The organism is Micromonospora sp. ALFpr18c (assembly GCF_008868155.1).
GTDB lineage: Bacteria > Actinomycetota > Actinomycetes > Mycobacteriales > Micromonosporaceae > Micromonospora.
This window is the reverse complement of record NZ_WBKR01000157.1, coordinates 1-15717: the sequence shown is the minus strand read 5'-3', so window position 1 is coordinate 15717 and position 15717 is coordinate 1. Positions and strand designations below refer to the sequence as shown.

At 70.2% G+C, this 15717-nt stretch carries 12 protein-coding genes; 10 read left to right on the top strand and 2 right to left on the bottom strand.

Features of this window, described 5'->3' with window-relative positions:
* Positions 1-454 precede the first annotated feature (454 nt).
* The gene (locus tag F8271_RS23460; RefSeq protein WP_192580422.1) at positions 455-1357 is read left to right on the top strand and encodes an SEC-C domain-containing protein; all 903 of its coding nucleotides are present in this window, start codon (positions 455-457) and stop codon (positions 1355-1357) included.
* 54 nt (positions 1358-1411) lie between these two features.
* Positions 1412-2644: a GH25 family lysozyme gene (locus F8271_RS23455; protein WP_151491986.1), complete on the top strand. Its 1233-nt coding sequence runs from the start codon at positions 1412-1414 to the stop codon at positions 2642-2644.
* Positions 2645-2833: 189 nt separating this feature from the next.
* On the opposite strand, the gene F8271_RS23445 is transcribed toward F8271_RS23455, so the two are convergent.
* The gene (locus F8271_RS23445) at positions 2834-3430 is read right to left on the bottom strand and encodes a hypothetical protein (protein WP_225854713.1); all 597 of its coding nucleotides are present in this window, start codon (positions 3428-3430) and stop codon (positions 2834-2836) included.
* Positions 3431-3589: 159 nt separating this feature from the next.
* Here F8271_RS23445 and F8271_RS23440 point away from each other — a divergent pair, with 159 nt between their 5' ends.
* The 7 genes from F8271_RS23440 to F8271_RS23410 are packed head-to-tail and all read left to right on the top strand — an operon-like array spanning position 3590 to position 10816.
* Entirely contained in the window at positions 3590-4921 is a 1332-nt protein-coding gene (locus tag F8271_RS23440; protein ID WP_151491984.1) for an efflux RND transporter periplasmic adaptor subunit, read from the top strand.
* A 29-nt stretch (positions 4922-4950) separates the two neighbouring features.
* Positions 4951-5655, top strand: coding sequence for a response regulator transcription factor (locus F8271_RS23435; RefSeq protein ID WP_151491983.1), 705 nt, complete (start codon positions 4951-4953; stop codon positions 5653-5655).
* Between the two features lie 2 nt (positions 5656-5657).
* Positions 5658-7190, top strand: a complete 1533-nt coding sequence (locus tag F8271_RS23430; protein ID WP_225854712.1) for a cell wall metabolism sensor histidine kinase WalK — start codon at positions 5658-5660, stop codon at positions 7188-7190.
* A gap of 5 nt (positions 7191-7195) precedes the next feature.
* Positions 7196-8446, top strand: a complete 1251-nt coding sequence (locus tag F8271_RS23425) for an efflux RND transporter periplasmic adaptor subunit (RefSeq protein WP_151491981.1) — start codon at positions 7196-7198, stop codon at positions 8444-8446.
* The gene (locus tag F8271_RS23420; protein WP_151491980.1) at positions 8443-9135 is read left to right on the top strand and encodes an ABC transporter ATP-binding protein; all 693 of its coding nucleotides are present in this window, start codon (positions 8443-8445) and stop codon (positions 9133-9135) included. Before F8271_RS23425 ends, F8271_RS23420 begins: the two co-directional genes overlap by 4 nt.
* Positions 9132-10322: an ABC transporter permease gene (locus F8271_RS23415; protein ID WP_151491979.1), complete on the top strand. Its 1191-nt coding sequence runs from the start codon at positions 9132-9134 to the stop codon at positions 10320-10322. The genes F8271_RS23420 and F8271_RS23415 overlap by 4 nt, the downstream gene beginning before the upstream one ends.
* A 17-nt stretch (positions 10323-10339) precedes the next feature.
* A complete protein-coding gene (locus tag F8271_RS23410; RefSeq protein WP_151491978.1) occupies positions 10340-10816 on the top strand; it encodes a hypothetical protein in 477 nt (158 codons plus the stop codon).
* A 68-nt stretch (positions 10817-10884) separates the two neighbouring features.
* Here F8271_RS23410 and F8271_RS23405 read toward each other — a convergent pair whose 3' ends face one another.
* Positions 10885-14961 carry a S8 family serine peptidase gene (locus F8271_RS23405; protein ID WP_151491977.1) on the bottom strand — a complete coding sequence of 1359 codons (4077 nt, stop codon included), beginning with the start codon at positions 14959-14961 and terminating at the stop codon, positions 10885-10887.
* Positions 14962-15325: 364 nt separating this feature from the next.
* Between F8271_RS23405 and F8271_RS23400 the strand changes: the two genes are divergently transcribed.
* Entirely contained in the window at positions 15326-15619 is a 294-nt protein-coding gene (locus F8271_RS23400; RefSeq protein ID WP_151491976.1) for a hypothetical protein, read from the top strand.
* Positions 15620-15717 lie beyond the last annotated feature (98 nt).

Below are 15717 nucleotides of genomic sequence, written 5' to 3'. Positions count from 1 at the left end.
CACCTCGTCCAGGCTCTGTCCATCACCCAGGTCGAACACACCACCGCCCTGCGTGAACTCGGCGAAACAGTCGCCGCGCTGCGACAGGACCACAGCGCCAAGCTCGACCAGATCATCACCATGCTGGGCCGCCTGCTCGACACCAACGGGCAGTAGCACGAGCCGCGACCGAAGGTCCGGGCACATCCCGCGACGCGGGTAGGGTGCGCCAGTTCGACCAGATCTCCGCATCTCTGTCAGAGACTGGGCGGCTCTCCCGCGCGGTGGCGATCTCGGTACCCCTGGCATGATCGAGCTTCGGTAGGTTTCTGGTATGAACGGTTCTGTGGCCTCTGATGCCGCAAGCACTGCGTACGGGGCTTTCCTTGCTTCGCTGAAGCGCGAGCCGTCCGCGGCCGAGTGTGAGCGGTGGGCCCTGCAGCACGCCGGTGATCCGGAGGAGCCACGCGCTCTGGTGGATGCCGGGTGGTACACGGCCCGTGGCGGCAAGAGCGAGGAGGCGCTCGCGTTGTTCCGCCGCGCGGCGGAGTTCGGGGGTGAGTCCGGCAGGGACGCTGAGGTCGGCATCGTCGAGCAGTTGTACGCGCTGAGGCGTGAACGTGAGGCCGAAGCGGCCCAGCAGTCGCTGTGGACCGAGCTCGACGGCCAGCCGGGCGGGCTCGCCGACCTGCGGATCTTCGATGACATGGCCGAGCTGCTGTGCGACGTCGGGCAGTACAGGCCGGCCCTCGAGTGGTGTCAGGCGGGGCTGGCCCGGGCAGCCAAGGCCGGTGACGACATGCAGGTGCAGGACTACCGGCGTGGGCTGCTCATCACCCGCGGCTTCCTACGTGACGAACTGGGGATCGAACACGACGAAGAGGACCTCGCCGTGCGGGCGGAGACCGACGCCTCGCTCACCGCGTTCCGGGAGATGGTGCGGGAGACGCTGGGTGACGCGGTCCAGCGTCGCCAGCTGGGTGTTCCCGATGACGTGGAAGCGTTCGACGGGATCGTCCTGCGCTGGGTACGCGAGGACTTCACCGCGATACGTTCCCGCTGGCCCGAGTCGACCGCTTCCTACGGCGACAGCTACGACACGTACGCCGCGCGGATCCAACGGGAGGCCCGCGGCTACGCCGAAGCCGGCGCCGCCCGGGTACGCATGGTCAGTGGAAACCTCGCTGACTACGAGGCGTACGCCCGACGTGAAGGCCGAGACCCGGCCGAACGGTCAACCCGCCGAGAATACGGCGAGTGGCGCGCCATCACGCACCCCGACCAGGTGCTGCTGTGGCCACCCGACCGCAACACAGCGTGCTGGTGCGATTCAGGCCGCAAGTACAAGAAATGCTGCGGCGCACCGGCCAGGAACTAGCCCTGCATTCCGCACGTGGCACAACCGCCCGACCAAGGAGAAACCCACCTCACCATGGCAAGAAGACTGATCTGCGCGCTCCTGTCCGCCGGGTTGGCGATCGGCACGGCGATCGGCGCGGCACAGCCGGCCAGCGCCGCGGACGCCGCTCCCGACGGTGGTGGCTGGGCGAACGCCGGCGTCATGCCGGGCGAGCGAGCCAGCGCGGCGTCCGCGAGCGCCAATATCCCGGCCGGCTACACGGTCCGCGGCATCGACGTCTCCAGCCACGACCACAACCTCGGCCCGATCAACTGGCCTCAGGTCGCGGCCGGTGGCGCCAGCTTCGCGTACGTCAAGGCGACCGAGGGGCAGACGTACCGCAACCCCTACTTCGCCGAGGACTACGCGGCGGCCAAGGCGGCCGGTCTGCTCGTCGGCGCCTACCACTTCGCCCGCCCGGACAAGCGTGACCCGATCAGCGAGGCGAACTTCTTCATCGACAACGCGGCGTTCATCAAGGACCGCCAGACGCTCGTCCCCATGGTGGACATCGAGTGGCCGTACTGGTCCGGCGCGCCAACCTGCTACGGGCTCACCCCGACCGAGATGTCGAACTGGATCCGGTCCTTCACCGACCAGGTCAAGGCACGCATCGGTCGACCCGTGATGATCTACACGAACACCAACTACTGGAACCCTTGCACCGGCAAAAACGCGTCCTTCGGCGGCAACCCGCTGGACATCGCCGGCTACACCACGGCCCGCCCGCCGCTGCCGGCCGGATGGACGACGGAGACCATCTGGCAGTACGCCGCCGGTAACCCGAGCAAGCCCGCGAACTACAGCCAGAACGTGTTCAACGGCACGTACGCGGCCCTCACCCGACTCACCGGCGCCCCCGTCCCGACGGCACCGATCGTCCTCCGCGCCCGGGCCAACAAGCGCTACGCGGTGGCCGAGAGCGCCGGCGCCAAGCCGGTGATCGCCAACCGCACCACGGCCGGACGGTGGGAGCAGTTCGACGTGGTCGGCGCGGGCGGCAACTACGTCGCCCTCCGCTCGCGCGCCAACGGCAAATATGTCACGGCGGAGAGCAAGGGGACGAAGCCGCTGATCGCGAACCGGACGTCGATCAGCACCTGGGAGAAGTTCACGATCATCAACAACTCGGATGGCACCATCAGTCTCCGCGCCGCGGCCAACGGCAGATACGTGGTGGCGGAGACCAAGGGCACCAAGCCGCTGATCGCCAACCGGACGTCGATCAGCACCTGGGAGAAGTTCGACCGGCTGCCCATCTCGTAAGGCGCGTGCGATCCGGCCTGGTCCGTGCTGCCCGACCGGCAGCAGGGACCAGGCCGTCACGCTTCGCGGCCCAGCGGACGTAGTCCACGCCGTACGACACGGCCGTCGTCGCGCCGTCGGTGCAGGCGCCCGCCGGGGCCACGCCGCCCGAGGTCAGCGGGCGGCTGATGTACGCGACGCGCGGGATCGCTAGGGCGTGGCGGTGGCGGTTGGCCGGAGCACGCCGCACGCCTGAATGACCTCGGCGACCTTGGGATCGGTCGTGGCCGGGTTGGCCCGAAGGTCGACACCGCGGTCGGCGAGGCAGTTGCGGTAGGCCGCACCGGCGTCGCCGTTGCCGCCTCCCGGGCCGCCGGGGCCGTTGCCGCCCCCCGGGCCGCCGAGGCCGTTGCCGCCCGGGCCACCGCTGGGACGCACCGACGCGCAGGCATCCTGCGCCTTCTGCCAGGTCGCGTCGTCGACCCCCTGGGGGCGGAAGCCCTCCATCCGCCCGCCGCCCGGCCCACCGGACGGGAACGCGGTCGGACGCCCCGACGGAAAGTCGGTCGGGCGCCCCGAGGGGAATCCGCTGGGACGCCCGGAGGGCAAGGTGTTCGTGATGTCGATGCCCTGGTCGCGGAGGCAACCGAGGTAGGCCGAGACTCCCTCCGGTGCGCCTGCGGTCGCCTGGCCGTCGGACCCACTCCCACCATCCGAGCCGCAACCGGCCGCCATGAGCAGCGCCGCCGATCCGGCCAACGCCAGGGTCCATCGCGTACCGCGGGACTGTCGCGTGCGCAGAGACACAGCTCCTCCATCCTCGTCGTGCCGCCGGGGTCGGCAAACGTGCCGCGGCACACCGGCCCATGCAACCTCCACCACCTCCAGGCCAGGTCAGGCGGAGCTCAAAGAACCCTTCGAATCGACTCTGAGGGAACTCCGAGGTACGGCTCAGCGATCTGCGAGGTGAGCCGCCGATACTCGCCGCTCATGGGCTTCCTCCGAAGAAGATGGCGTGACCACGGCCGGCTCGCCGTCTGCGGCCTCGCCGCGCTGGTCCTGCTCGGCGTCGCGGCGGTGGTGTGGACGTCGCACCGGGGAGAGCCGGCTCGGTCAGGCAACACCAGCACCGCGCGGGTCGACCGGGGTGCGGTTGTCACGGCCGTCGCGACGACCGGTTCGCTCGAACCCGCGCAGACCCGCACGCTCGGCTTCGCCACCGACGGCACGGTGACGGCGGTCAACGTACGCCCCGGTGACCAGGTGAAGACGGGTCAGGTGCTCGCCGAGATCGACGCCGCCGCCGCGAAGAAGCGGGTGAACGACAGGCGGCAGTCACTCGAGGACGCGGAGAGCGCGCTCGACGAGGCGGCGGAGACGGCCGACGGCGGGACGGGCACCTGCCCCGTCGCCGCAGCCCGAATCGGGCAGATCGTCCCGGTCGCTCTGATCGCCGATGGCAGCGCCACGCCGACGCCTACCGCCACGCCGACGCCCACGCCCTCGACGACGCCCTCGGTGTCGCCGAGCAGCCAACCGTCGCCGACCCGATCGGTTCAACCGCCCGCGAGCCAACCGCCGCGCTCCGGCGGTGGCCAGGAACCGGGCGGTGGCCAGGCACCCGGCGGTCAGCTGCCCGGCGGCGGCCAGAACGCCGGATGCTCCGCTCAGCGGTCCGGGGATCCCGTGCTCGCCGCGCAGCAGCGGGTGACCAGTGCCGAGGTCGCCCTGGCCGAAGCGGAAGATCAGCTTGACGGCACCCGGATCACGGCGCCGATCGGTGGGAAGGTGCTCACCGTGGCCGGCGCGGTGGGTGCCGACGTCGGCACCGGCGGCACGTTCGTCACGCTTGCCGACGTGGCAGGCATGCAGGTGGCGGCCGATGTTCCAGAGGCCTACGCGGGCCGTCTGGAGATGGGCCAGAGCGCGACAATCACGCTGGCCAACCGGCCGAATGAGGAGTTCGCCGCCCGCGTCGTACGGATCGACCCGGTGGGTGCCGCCGATGGAGACCTGGTGCGGTACGGCGTCGTGCTCGCCTTCGAGGAGGTCCCGACGGAGCTCCTCGTGGGCCAGAGCGCGAACGTCCGGGTGCGGACCGGCGAGGCCGCCAGCGTGCTGCGGGTGCCTTCGGCCGCGGTGCACGGCGATGACACCGTCGTGCTCAGGACGGCCGCCGGTGATCAGGTCCGCGCCGTCGGCGTCGGGCTGCGCGGCGACCAGTACACGGAGATCACGAGCGGGCTCGCCGAAGGCGACGAGATCGTCACAGCCAGCACAAAGGGAAGTCCTAGCTGACTCCGAGGTACCTCCGTTAGAAGAATGACGTGGCTGGACGGTTGACCCGAGTGCTCGTCGTCGACGACGAACCCAATATCTGTGCCCTGCTGTCGGCGACGCTGCGGCTCATCGAGTTCGACGTGCGTGTCGCCACCGGCGGGCACGAGGCGCTGGCGGCGGCCGCCGAGTTCCAGCCCGACCTGGTGGTGCTCGACGTGATGCTGCCCGACCTGGACGGCTTCCAGGTCGCGCAGCGGCTGCGGTCCGGGCCGGAGCCGCATGTCCCGGTGCTGTTCCTGACCGCACGCGACGCGGTCGAGGACCGCATCTCCGGCCTGACCGTCGGTGCCGACGACTACGTCACGAAGCCGTTCAGCCTGGAGGAGGTCGTACTCCGGATCCGGGCGATCCTGCGCCGCAGCCGCATCGAACCGAACGACGACACCGGCGTCCTGCGCTACGCCGACGTCGAACTCGACGAGGACGCGCACGAGGTGCGCCGCGGCGGCCGGCTGGTCGACCTGTCGCCGACCGAGTTCAACCTGCTCCGCTACCTCCTGGTCAACGCGGGCCGGGTGGTGAGCAAGGCGCAGATCCTGGACCGGGTCTGGAACTACGACTTCGGCGGCGACGGCCGGATCGTCGAGTCCTACGTCTACTACCTCCGCAAGAAGATCGACCGCTGGGAGCCGCCGTTGATCCACACGGTCCGTGGTGTGGGGTACGCGCTGCGCCGGCCCCCGGACGAATGAGAATGCCCAGGTGGCGGCAGTGGACGCTGCGGTCCCGCCTCGTCGTCGCGGTGGCCGCGCTGAGCGCGGTCGCCCTGGTCGGGTCCAACGCGGCCGGCATCGTGCTGCTACGTCAATACCTCACCGACCAGATCGACAACCAGCTCGCCGGGATGCGCCACATCGCGGCCCGCCCGCTCCCGCCCGACCAGTCCGGCGACAATCCGTTCTCCCGTGGCCGCTTCGACCTGTACCGCACCATGCTGGTCTTCGACGCCGCTGGCCGCCAACTGCCGTCGCCGTCACCATCGCCCGACGAGATCTCACCACCACAAGTGGGGACGATCGACGCCCTGCGCGACAAGGCGGACGACGGGCCGTACACCGTGGAATCCGTCGATGGTGGGGACCGCTGGCGGGTCACCGTGGTCAGCCAACCCGACGGCGGTGTCGCCGTCCCCGCCATCTCGCTTCGCCAGGTCGAGGCCACGACGGACCTGCTGCTCGCCATCGACCTGATCGTGATGATCGTCGTGCTGTTCCTGCTCGCGCTGGTCGCCGCGGCGGTGGTCCGGATCGGCCTGCGCCCGCTGATCCGGATGGAAAGCACGTCCACCGCGATCACCGCCGGCGACCTGACCCACCGGGTGGACGACGCCGACCCGCACACCGAGTCGGGCCGGCTGGGCATCGCACTGAACTCGATGCTCGACCGGATCGAATCGGAGGTGGCTGCCAGGACCGCGTCCGAGCAGCGGCTCCGGCAGTTCGTCGCGGACGCGTCGCACGAACTCCGCACCCCGCTCACGTCGATCCGCGGCTTCGCTGAGCTGTACCGGCGTGGCGGCGCCCCACCCGGCCAACTGCTGGACGAGACGATGGCCCGCATCGAGGCGGAGGCCGCCCGGATGGGGCTGCTGGTCGAAGACATGCTGCTGCTGGCCCGGCTGGACCGCCAGCGGGAGCCGCAGCGACGCCCGGTCGACCTGCTCGCGATCGCCGCCGACACGATCCGCGACGCGCACGCCCGCCGCCCCGACCGCCGGGTCCAGCTGGCCAGCTTCGGCGGCGACCAGTGCGCCTTCGACCCGGTGACGGTGCTCGGCGACGAACACGAACTCCGCCAGGTCGCGACGAACCTGGTCGCCAACGCGCTGCAGCACACGCCACCGAGCGCCGCCATCACCGTCCGGGTTGGTCGGCTGGCGACGTACCGGCCCCGCCGTCAGATCGCCGCCGTGGTCGGCGAGGAGCCGCCCCGTCGTACACCGATCGCGGTTTTCGAGGTCGCCGACGACGGCCCGGGCCTGCCCGGGCAGCATGCCGGGCGCATCTTCGAACGGCTCTACCGGGCCGATCCGAGTCGAGCCCGAAGCAATGGCGGCTCCGGGCTCGGCCTGTCGATCGTCGCGGCGATCGTGAGCGGCCACGGTGGCCGGGTCGAACTGGAGACGAGCCCGGGCCAGGGAGCCGCGTTCCGGGTGCTGCTGCCCACCGGTTCCCAGTCAGCTTTGAGCTTGTACGGGGCTTGCTCCGAGCCGCCCCCTGCAAGCTGACGCGCATGCGCCACAGCCTCCCGAGACTGGGCAGGCCGTCGTTTCCGAGACTGCGGACGTCGCCTGCCCTGATCGTCAACGTCATACTCGCCCTGACGGTGGCCGGCGCGGCCACCTGGGCGTACACCTCATTCAGCACCGCGAAGGCCGCCGAGCCGGGCTCCGGCGGCAGCCGTACCATCGCCGCGGCCCAGGGCACGGTCACCGCGACGGTCTCCTCCTCCGGCACCGTACGCAGCGCGTCGACGGCGAGCGCCACGTTCGGCACCTCCGGCACCGTCACCGCGATCCGGGTCCAGGTCGGCGACAAGGTGACCAAGGGGCAGGCCCTGGCGTCCGTCGACGACAAGGCCGCACGCCGGCAGCTCACCGCCGCCCAGACCAACCTCGACGCCGCCGAAGCCGCGCTCGACCGGGCGCAGGACGCCAACGGTGACACCTCCGAGGCCGAGGGCCAGGTGGACCAGGCCAAACTCGACGTCGACGAGGCCGAGGACGCCGTGGCCGGCACCACCCTGAAGGCGCCGACGGCGGGAACGGTGACCGCCGTCAACGGCACGGTCGGCGGATCGGCCTCCGGAACCGGCAGCAGCGGCGGCAACACCTCGAACGGCGGGGGCAACGCGCCGAGCGGCGCCTCCAACGGCGGCAGCAGCGGGACCGGCTCGTCGTCCGCCGGCTTCATCGAGATCGCCGACCTGAGTCGACTGGAGGTCTCCGCCTCGGTCGCCGAGGCGGACGCCACGAAGCTCAAGGCCGGCCAGGCCGGCACCGTCACCTGGAACGCGCTACCTGGCGCACGGTCGACGACCAAGCTCGCCGCCATCGACCCCAACGCGACGACGGAGAACAACGTCGTGACCTACGGCGTCACGTTCACCATCGACGACCTGCCCGAGGGAGTACGCGCCGGCCAGAGCGTCAACGTGTCGGTCACCGTCGGCCAGGCCGACGAGGTCGTGTACGTCAACTCGGCGGCCATCACCAGCGCGGGCAATCGGCACACCGTCACCGTGCTGGACAACGGCCAACGCGTCGTCCGCACCGTGGAGGTCGGCCTCGAAGGCGACAGCACCACCGAGATCAAATCTGGTCTCGCCGCCGGAGATCAGGTGCTGATCAACACGCCGAGCAACTCCAACCAGGGGACGCAGCCTGGCGGCGGCTTCCCCGGCGGAGGGGCAGGACCCGGCGGCGGAGGGTTCCCCGGCGGTGGAGGTTTTTCCGGCGGCGGTCGTCCCGGCGGTGGCCGGTGACCGTCCTCGACGTACGCACCGTCACCAAGGTCTACGGCCAGGGTGCCGCCACCGTCCACGCGTTGCGCGGAGTGTCACTGACCGTCGCGCGGGGCGAGTACCTGGCGATCATGGGCTCGTCCGGCTCCGGCAAGTCCACCCTGATGAACATCCTGGGCTGCCTCGACATCCCGACCGCAGGTCAGTACCTGCTCGACGGTGTCGACGTGAGCCGGCTCAACGACCGCCAACTCGCCCTGGTGCGCAACCGCCGCATCGGCTTCGTCTTCCAGTCGTTCAACCTCATCCCCCGCACGTCGGCGGTAGCCAACGTCGAACTGCCGTTGGCCTACGCCGGCGTCAAGCCGGCCGAACGTCGTCGACGGGCACGCAACGCGCTGAACATGGTCGGCCTCGCCCAGCGCGGCGACCACGAACCCAACCAGCTCTCCGGCGGCCAGCAGCAACGCGTCGCGGTGGCCCGGGCGCTGGTCACCGAACCCGCCCTGGTGCTGGCCGACGAACCGACCGGCAACCTCGACAGCCGGTCGACCGAGGACATCCTCGGCATCTTCGACGACCTGCACGCCGCCGGCCGCACCATCCTGCTCATCACTCACGAGGAAGACGTCGCCGCCCGCGCGAGCCGCCTGATCCGGCTCGTTGACGGCCAGATCGTCACCGACGTCCGGCAGCAGGTGTTGGCATGAACGCCTTCGAGGTGTTGCGGTTCGCCGTACGCGGGATCGGCGCCAACAAGCTCCGCTCCAGCCTCACCATGCTCGGCATCCTGATCGGCGTCGCGGCCGTGATCCTGCTGGTCGCCGTGGGCAATGGCTCCGCCCGTCAGGTCGCCGACCGGATCGAGGCGCTGGGCACCAAGACCCTGACCGTGCAGGGCGTCGGCGGCAGCGGTGCCCTCACGCCGGCTCTGGCCGAGGCGCTCGACGATCCGGTCCTCGCACCCGACGTCGCATCGGTGTCACCGGTCACCAGCACCCAGGCGACCCTGACCTACCAGGGCACCGAGCACTCCGTCCAACAACTCGTCGGCAGTTCCCCGAGCTACTTCGCGGCCTCGAACTCCCCGATCGGCGACGGAGCGGCATTCACCGCCGACGACGCCGCACAGGGCCGCCCGGTCATCGTGATCGGGCAGACCGTCGCCGACGAACTGTTCCCTGGCGTCCAGGCCGTCGGCAAGGAGATCACCGTCAACGGTGCCCTGTTCACGGTCATCGGTGTGTTGGACGAGAAGAGCAGCGCCTCCGGCTTCATGGACGCCAACGACGTCGCGATCGCACCACTGAGCGCGGTCCAGCAGGCGCTCACCGGATACGGGCCGCTCACCTCGATCGTGGTCGAGGCCCGCACTCCTGAGAAGGTGACCGACGCGCAGTCACAGGTCTCCCTGATCCTGTCCCAGCGGGTCCAGGTGCCGAGCGGCTCGACCACCCAGCCCTACCGCATCCAGAACGCCTCCCAGCTCCTGCAGACGCAGACCGAGACGGCCGACACGTTCACCACGCTCCTCGGTGCCGTGGCCGGCATCAGCCTGCTGGTCGGCGGCATCGGCATCACCAACATCATGCTCGTCACGGTCACCGAACGCACCCGTGAGATCGGCATCCGCAAGGCCCTCGGCGCACCACGCCGGGTGATCCTCACCCAGTTCCTGGCCGAGGCCACGATGCTGAGCCTGCTGGGCGGTGGGCTGGGCGTCGCGACCGCGTTCATCGGCAGCAACTTCACCATCGTCGGTGTACGGCCGGTGATCGTGCCCAGTTCGATCGCCCTCGCCCTGTGCGTGTCGGTCGCGATCGGGCTCTTCTTCGGCAGCGTGCCCGCCCATCGGGCGGCCGGCCTGCGCCCCATCGACGCCCTCCGCTACGAGTGAACCCCCGGGAGACCGTTGTGACCGCATCCACACTGGACGTTGAGCTGGCCGCCGCGGCGAACCGCCGCCGGTGGAACAGGACGACGATCGTCCTCGCTGTGGCGCTCCTCCTCGCCGGCGGCCTGGTGGCCGGGATTGAGGTGCAGAAAGAGTTCGGCACGCAGCCCAGCGCCGCGGGGCCGGGCGGATTCCGGGGACAGGGCGGCTTCACCCCACCCACGGCCCTCCCGGGCGGTGGTTCAGTCGCCGGCGGCACCCAGGGCAGACCACAACGCGCCAACACCACCACCGGGACCGTGAAGCTCATCGACGGCAGCACCGTCTATCTGCAGACCGAGTCGGGTGAGGTGATCACGATCCGCACCAACGGCGACACGTCCGTGCGGGTCCCCGGGCAGTTGAAGAGCTTCAAGACCGGCGACAAGGTCAGCGTGGACGGCGCCACGGATGCGAACGGCTCGGTGACCGCGTCGTCGGTCACGAAGACCAACTGAGCGCGAATGATCGGGGCGTCGAACGCCCGGGGGTGGCTCGTGGTCCGCGAGCCACCCCCAGCATTTCGTTAGCGGCGGGTGACGGTCATCGTCACCGGCACCACCGGGGCGGCGTACGGGGTGTCCGCGAGCAGGATCTCCTGCGCCGAGTACGTGCCGGTCCGGGTGACGCCCGCCGCGGCCGTCGCGGTCAGCGTGACCTTGATCGTCCGGGACTTGCCGGGTGCCAGGGTGAAGGTATCCGGCTGTTGGCTACTCATCCAGGTGGCGTCGCCCTGTTCACCGCAGTCGCCGAGCCCGTCGAGGAAGAGCATGCTCTCCGAGCCGATGTCCCGGCTGGCCGTACCCCCGACGATGTAGGCGCCGCAGGCTGCGGCGGCCCGGTATCGCGGCGTCGGCATCGCCGGCAGGTCGATCCACGCCCCGGCGACCGGGTCGTAGCCGACGACCTGGCTGCCGACGCCGTTGCCATCGATGACGCCGCCCGCGATCACCAGCAGCCCACCGGCCATGGTGGTCTGCGCGCCGTAGACCGCGTGCGTCATGTCCTCGCCCGCGGTCCAGACGCCGGTCGCCGTGTTGAGCACCTGCAGATCCTTGTAATAGATCTTCTTGTTGGAGCCGCCCGCGCAGAAGACGAGCCGGCCCAGCGCGCCGCAGTGCGTCCAGGCGACGGCGTGCGGGTACGCGGTCCCGGTGCTGAACTTTCCGGTCGCCGCATCGAACACGACCGTCGTGTCCGATGCCACGCAACTGGTGGTGACGCAGCCGCCGACCAGGTAGACCTTCCCACCGGACACCGCGACACCCGCCGAGGCGACCGGGCTCGGGTTCGTCGCGGACAGCGTCGACCAGGTGCCGGACCTGGGGTCGTACACGTCCACCTCGGGCACTGTGGGGCCTTGGCCGGACCAGCCGCCGAAGAGGTAGATCTTGCCGCCGAGCGCCACCGCTGCGCCGCGCGCCCGTGGCCGGGGCAGATCCGGCAGGACCTTCCACGTCTGCGCGGCGATGTCGAAGGCGTACGCGCTCTTCCCGTACCCGGTGCCGACCTGACCACCGAGCGAGTAGACCGTGCCGTCAGCGGTCACCGCGGCATTGTCGTTGATCATGCCGGGGATGTCCGGCGCCTTCACCCAGGCACTCGCCGCGGCCTGCGGCGTGGTCGCGGGCACGCCGGGCGTGCCCTTCCAGGACTGCGAAAGACCCTTCACCGGTACGGTCACCGCGGCGGGCCCGCTCTTGGCCTTGCGGGCGAGTTCCTCGTACCCCTTGGAACGCTCAACGGTCATCACCGTCGCCGGGGCCTTGCCGGCGTTCGTGACGGTGATCGTCGCCGTGCGGGTGGACCCGTACGGCACCCGTAGGTCGATCTTCGCGGGCGTGACCTTCAGGCGGCCCGCGTCGAGGGCCTGGTCCTTGCGGTTGACCGTGTTCGCCGCGACCGTGGTGGTGGCGGTGTGCGTGGCGTACGCCCGCTTGGCCGCGGTGAGGGTGCGCTTACGGGTGGTCGGCGAGAACAGCCAGTAGAGCCCGTCGGGTTCGTTCGGGTCGTCCGGCGTCGCGATCGACGTGGCCCCGGCGGCGGGCTGACCGACGGCGGTGACGGCGACGCCAGCCAGGCCGGCCTTGGTGTTCGCGTCGCGGGTCGTACCGATCACCAGGCCGCCCGGCACCGGAGTGCAGGCACGGTTGAGGACCCGCACGTCATCGATCTGCCACCACCAGCCGTACTCCTCCTGGAAGCGGAAGCGGACGAGCGCGCCGGCCACCCCGGCGACCGGGTCCAGCGAGATCTGCTCCGAGCGGGGGCCGCGCCGGTCCTCCTCGGTGTGCCAGACGTTCGTCCAGCTCGCGCCGCCGTCGGCCGAGACGTCGACGTCCGCCGCACCGCCGACCACCCAGTAGTCGGAGGAGAACCGGAGGTACGGCGCGCTGGCCTTGCTCAGGTCGAGCGGCGGCATGACCAGGTCGGCGTCCTGCGTGTGGCCGCCGCCCAGGTGGTCGCTGTCGATGATGGCGAAGCCGCCCGTACCGCCGGTCTGGTTGTCGCGGCCGGCCGGGTTGTCGAAGGTCCAACCACCCCCGCCGGTACGGTCGGCCAGGGTCCAACCCGCGGGCTTCGCGGCCGTGTCGAAGGTCTGCGCGTAGTAGTCGGCGCTGTCGGCTCCCGTGTAGCCGGCGGCGTCGCAGGCCGGACCGGTGGTCAGCGCGACGTCGGCGGTCGTGCCGTGCCGGCCGGCCGCCACCCGCACAGTGGACGTGCGGTAACCGGCGTAGACCGCGGTCGTGGTGATGGCCCACGAGGTGCCGGCCGGGACGTCGAAGGAGTACGCGCCGGTGTCCGGGTCGGTGTAGACCGGACCGCCGGGACGCCCCGCGACGGACAGCTTCGCGTACAGCGGCCAGCGGTGGCCGGAGCCGTCGGTCACCTTGCCCCGGACGGGGACCATGGTGGCCTTCGTGAGCTTCACGTCCCGGGTGACGGACTGTCGGTCGGCGACGGTGACCGTCGTGTGCGCGGTGGCGTACCCGTACTTCTCCACGGTGAGCGTGCGGGTGCCGGGTTCGACGATCAGCCGGTAGCGGCCGTCGGCGGCCGTGGTGAACGTGTGGTCGCCGATGGTGACCTTCGCGTCGGCGGCCGGCTTGCCGCCCGCCGTCAGCAGGCCCGAGACCGTGGCGTACGTCTTGGGCGCGGCGGCGACCGCGGCGTGTACGTCGAGCCGGCCCTCACCGAACGTGTTGTTGTCGTCGGCGGTACCGCCGCAGGACAGGTCGGCGGTGTCGACGGCCGAGTTGTCCAGCAGCGCGCGGGTCGCGGCGACGTCACCGCGCAGCAGCGGGGAGGCCGCCCAGATCAGTGCGACCGCGCCCGCCACGTGCGGGGTGGCCATGGAGGTGCCATCCCAGGTCGCGTACCCGCCACCGGGAACCGCGGAGCGGACGGCGACACCCGGCGCGGCGATGTCCGGCTTGATCGAGTCGTCGATCGGGGACTTGCCGCGCAGGGAGAAGCCGGCGATCGCGTGGTCCGCGCTGTAGGCACCCACCGCGTACGACTCGGGGTAGCTGCCCGGGTCGGCAATCGAGTTACACGAGGCGCCCTCGGGCGCGTTGCCCGCGGCGAACGCCGGGAAGATGCCCGCCGCGACCCAGGCCCGGATCGTCTCCTGATACCACAGGTCGCCACCGCCGCCGCCCCACGAGTTGTTGACGACGTCCGGCCGCAGGTCGGGGCGCGGGTTCTTGCCGCTGCTGTCGGTCGGGGCGAGGATCCACTGACCGGCGGCGAGCAGCGCCGCGTCGGCGCAGAACTCGATCTCGCAGCCCTTGGCGGCGATGAACGTCGCGCCGGGCGCCACGCCGATGTGGTCGCCGGCACCGTCATCGCCGACCATCGTCCCCATCGTGTGGGTGCCATGCTCGCCGTCGTCGCAGGGCGTCGCCGCGTCCGGGCAGGTCCCGGTGCCGTCGAACCAGTTGTAGCTGTTGTCGACGGTGCCGTCGGTGCGGTGGCCGCGGTAGTGCGAGGCGAGCGCCGGGTGGGCGATGTCGACACCGGTGTCGATGTTCGCCACGACGATGCCCTCACCGCGGTCGGCGTACTCGTCCCACACGGCCGGCGCGCCGATGTCACTGACGCCCCACGTCGTGGCCGCCTTGGCCGCCGCCGCGCTCTTGCTGACCGGCGCGGGGGCCCGGTACGTGCGGGTCGGCTCGACGCGCTCCACGTCGGAGCGCTTCGCGATGCTGTCCAGCAGCGCCTTGTCACCGGTGACGCGGACCGCATTGGCGATCCAGTACGACTTGTAGCTCGCCTTCCGGCTGTCCAGCATCGCCCGGAGGCTCTTCTGGCTGGTGTCAGCCGTCGTGGTGAGTGCGGAGAACGTCTGGGTCGTCCGGGCGCGCTTGTCGGCGACCTTGGCGGCGGCGGACAGGTCAGCCCGCTGCCGCAGGTAGACCCAGAAGCTCGTGGTGCCGTCGGCGGCGAGGCCGGACACGACCTCCGGGTTGATGACCGGCTTCGGGTCGGCCGCCGCGGCGGAACTGCCGATGGGCAACCCGGTGAGCGTGACGGCGAGCGCCAGGAGGGTACGGGCAACGATCGGTTGCCGTTCCCGTCTGCGACGCGACAGGGACATGCTTGCTCTCTTTCTCTCCCCGGCGCGAGGTGCACCGGCGTCGACGTCACGGTTGCGGCGTCAGCCTGATGATCAAATACTGGCATTGTTTCGACCCGGTACCGGTGTCGCCGGTGTCACGCCTTGCTGGTCATGGCCGCCCTCGCGGTCTGCGCCGTCACCGCCGCCCAACTCCGCGACCGCGCCGACACCGCTCTTCTACGTACCGGCCTGAACCGGCGGGACTACCCCAAAGGCCATTAAAGGGTCAAAGCTCGATCTTGCGAACGCCCTGAGGTATGAACCCTGACTGATCGAGCGACATTCTAAGGTCAAGGGCGCAAGCGGAGAAGGCTCAGCTCGCGCATTCAACCCAGGGAGAGAGATGTCCACCGATCATCAGGCTGCGCATTACGCTGATATCATGACCTATAAGGATACAAACTGGTACAACAATGGAGAATATGCCAACCGTGACGGAACGATCGATCCAATCCCTGATACAGAATTAGCCAGGTATGTGGCAGATGAATACAGGTACGGGTTTCCCGTGCCAGTCGCAAACCAACAAATGTTCGCAGCGGTTTATGCAACCCGCATAAAACAGGCCGTTGCCGCTGCCAGAGCCGCACGGGCCGCTAGCGATATTCAGAGGGTGGTTCGCAGTGAATTGATCTGATCTATGCGTTGCGTCCGGTTGGAGGCCTTTCGGTAGGTCCGCCATGGATAGCGACTGGTCGATTTGTGGGATGTGAGCTTTAGTCGTGACTGTCGGGC

Excerpts from the sequence above, each read along its gene's own strand:
- F8271_RS23455 (WP_151491986.1), top strand. The coding sequence starts at position 1,412 with ATGGCAAGAAGACTGATCTGCGCGCTCCTGTCCGCCGGGTTGGCGATC.
- F8271_RS23430 (WP_225854712.1), top strand. The coding sequence starts at position 5,658 with ATGCCCAGGTGGCGGCAGTGGACGCTGCGGTCCCGCCTCGTCGTCGCG.
- F8271_RS23425 (WP_151491981.1), top strand. The coding sequence starts at position 7,196 with ATGCGCCACAGCCTCCCGAGACTGGGCAGGCCGTCGTTTCCGAGACTG.
- F8271_RS23415 (WP_151491979.1), top strand. The coding sequence starts at position 9,132 with ATGAACGCCTTCGAGGTGTTGCGGTTCGCCGTACGCGGGATCGGCGCC.
- F8271_RS23405 (WP_151491977.1), bottom strand. The coding sequence starts at position 14,961 with ATGTCCCTGTCGCGTCGCAGACGGGAACGGCAACCGATCGTTGCCCGT.
- F8271_RS23400 (WP_151491976.1), top strand. The coding sequence starts at position 15,326 with ATGTCCACCGATCATCAGGCTGCGCATTACGCTGATATCATGACCTAT.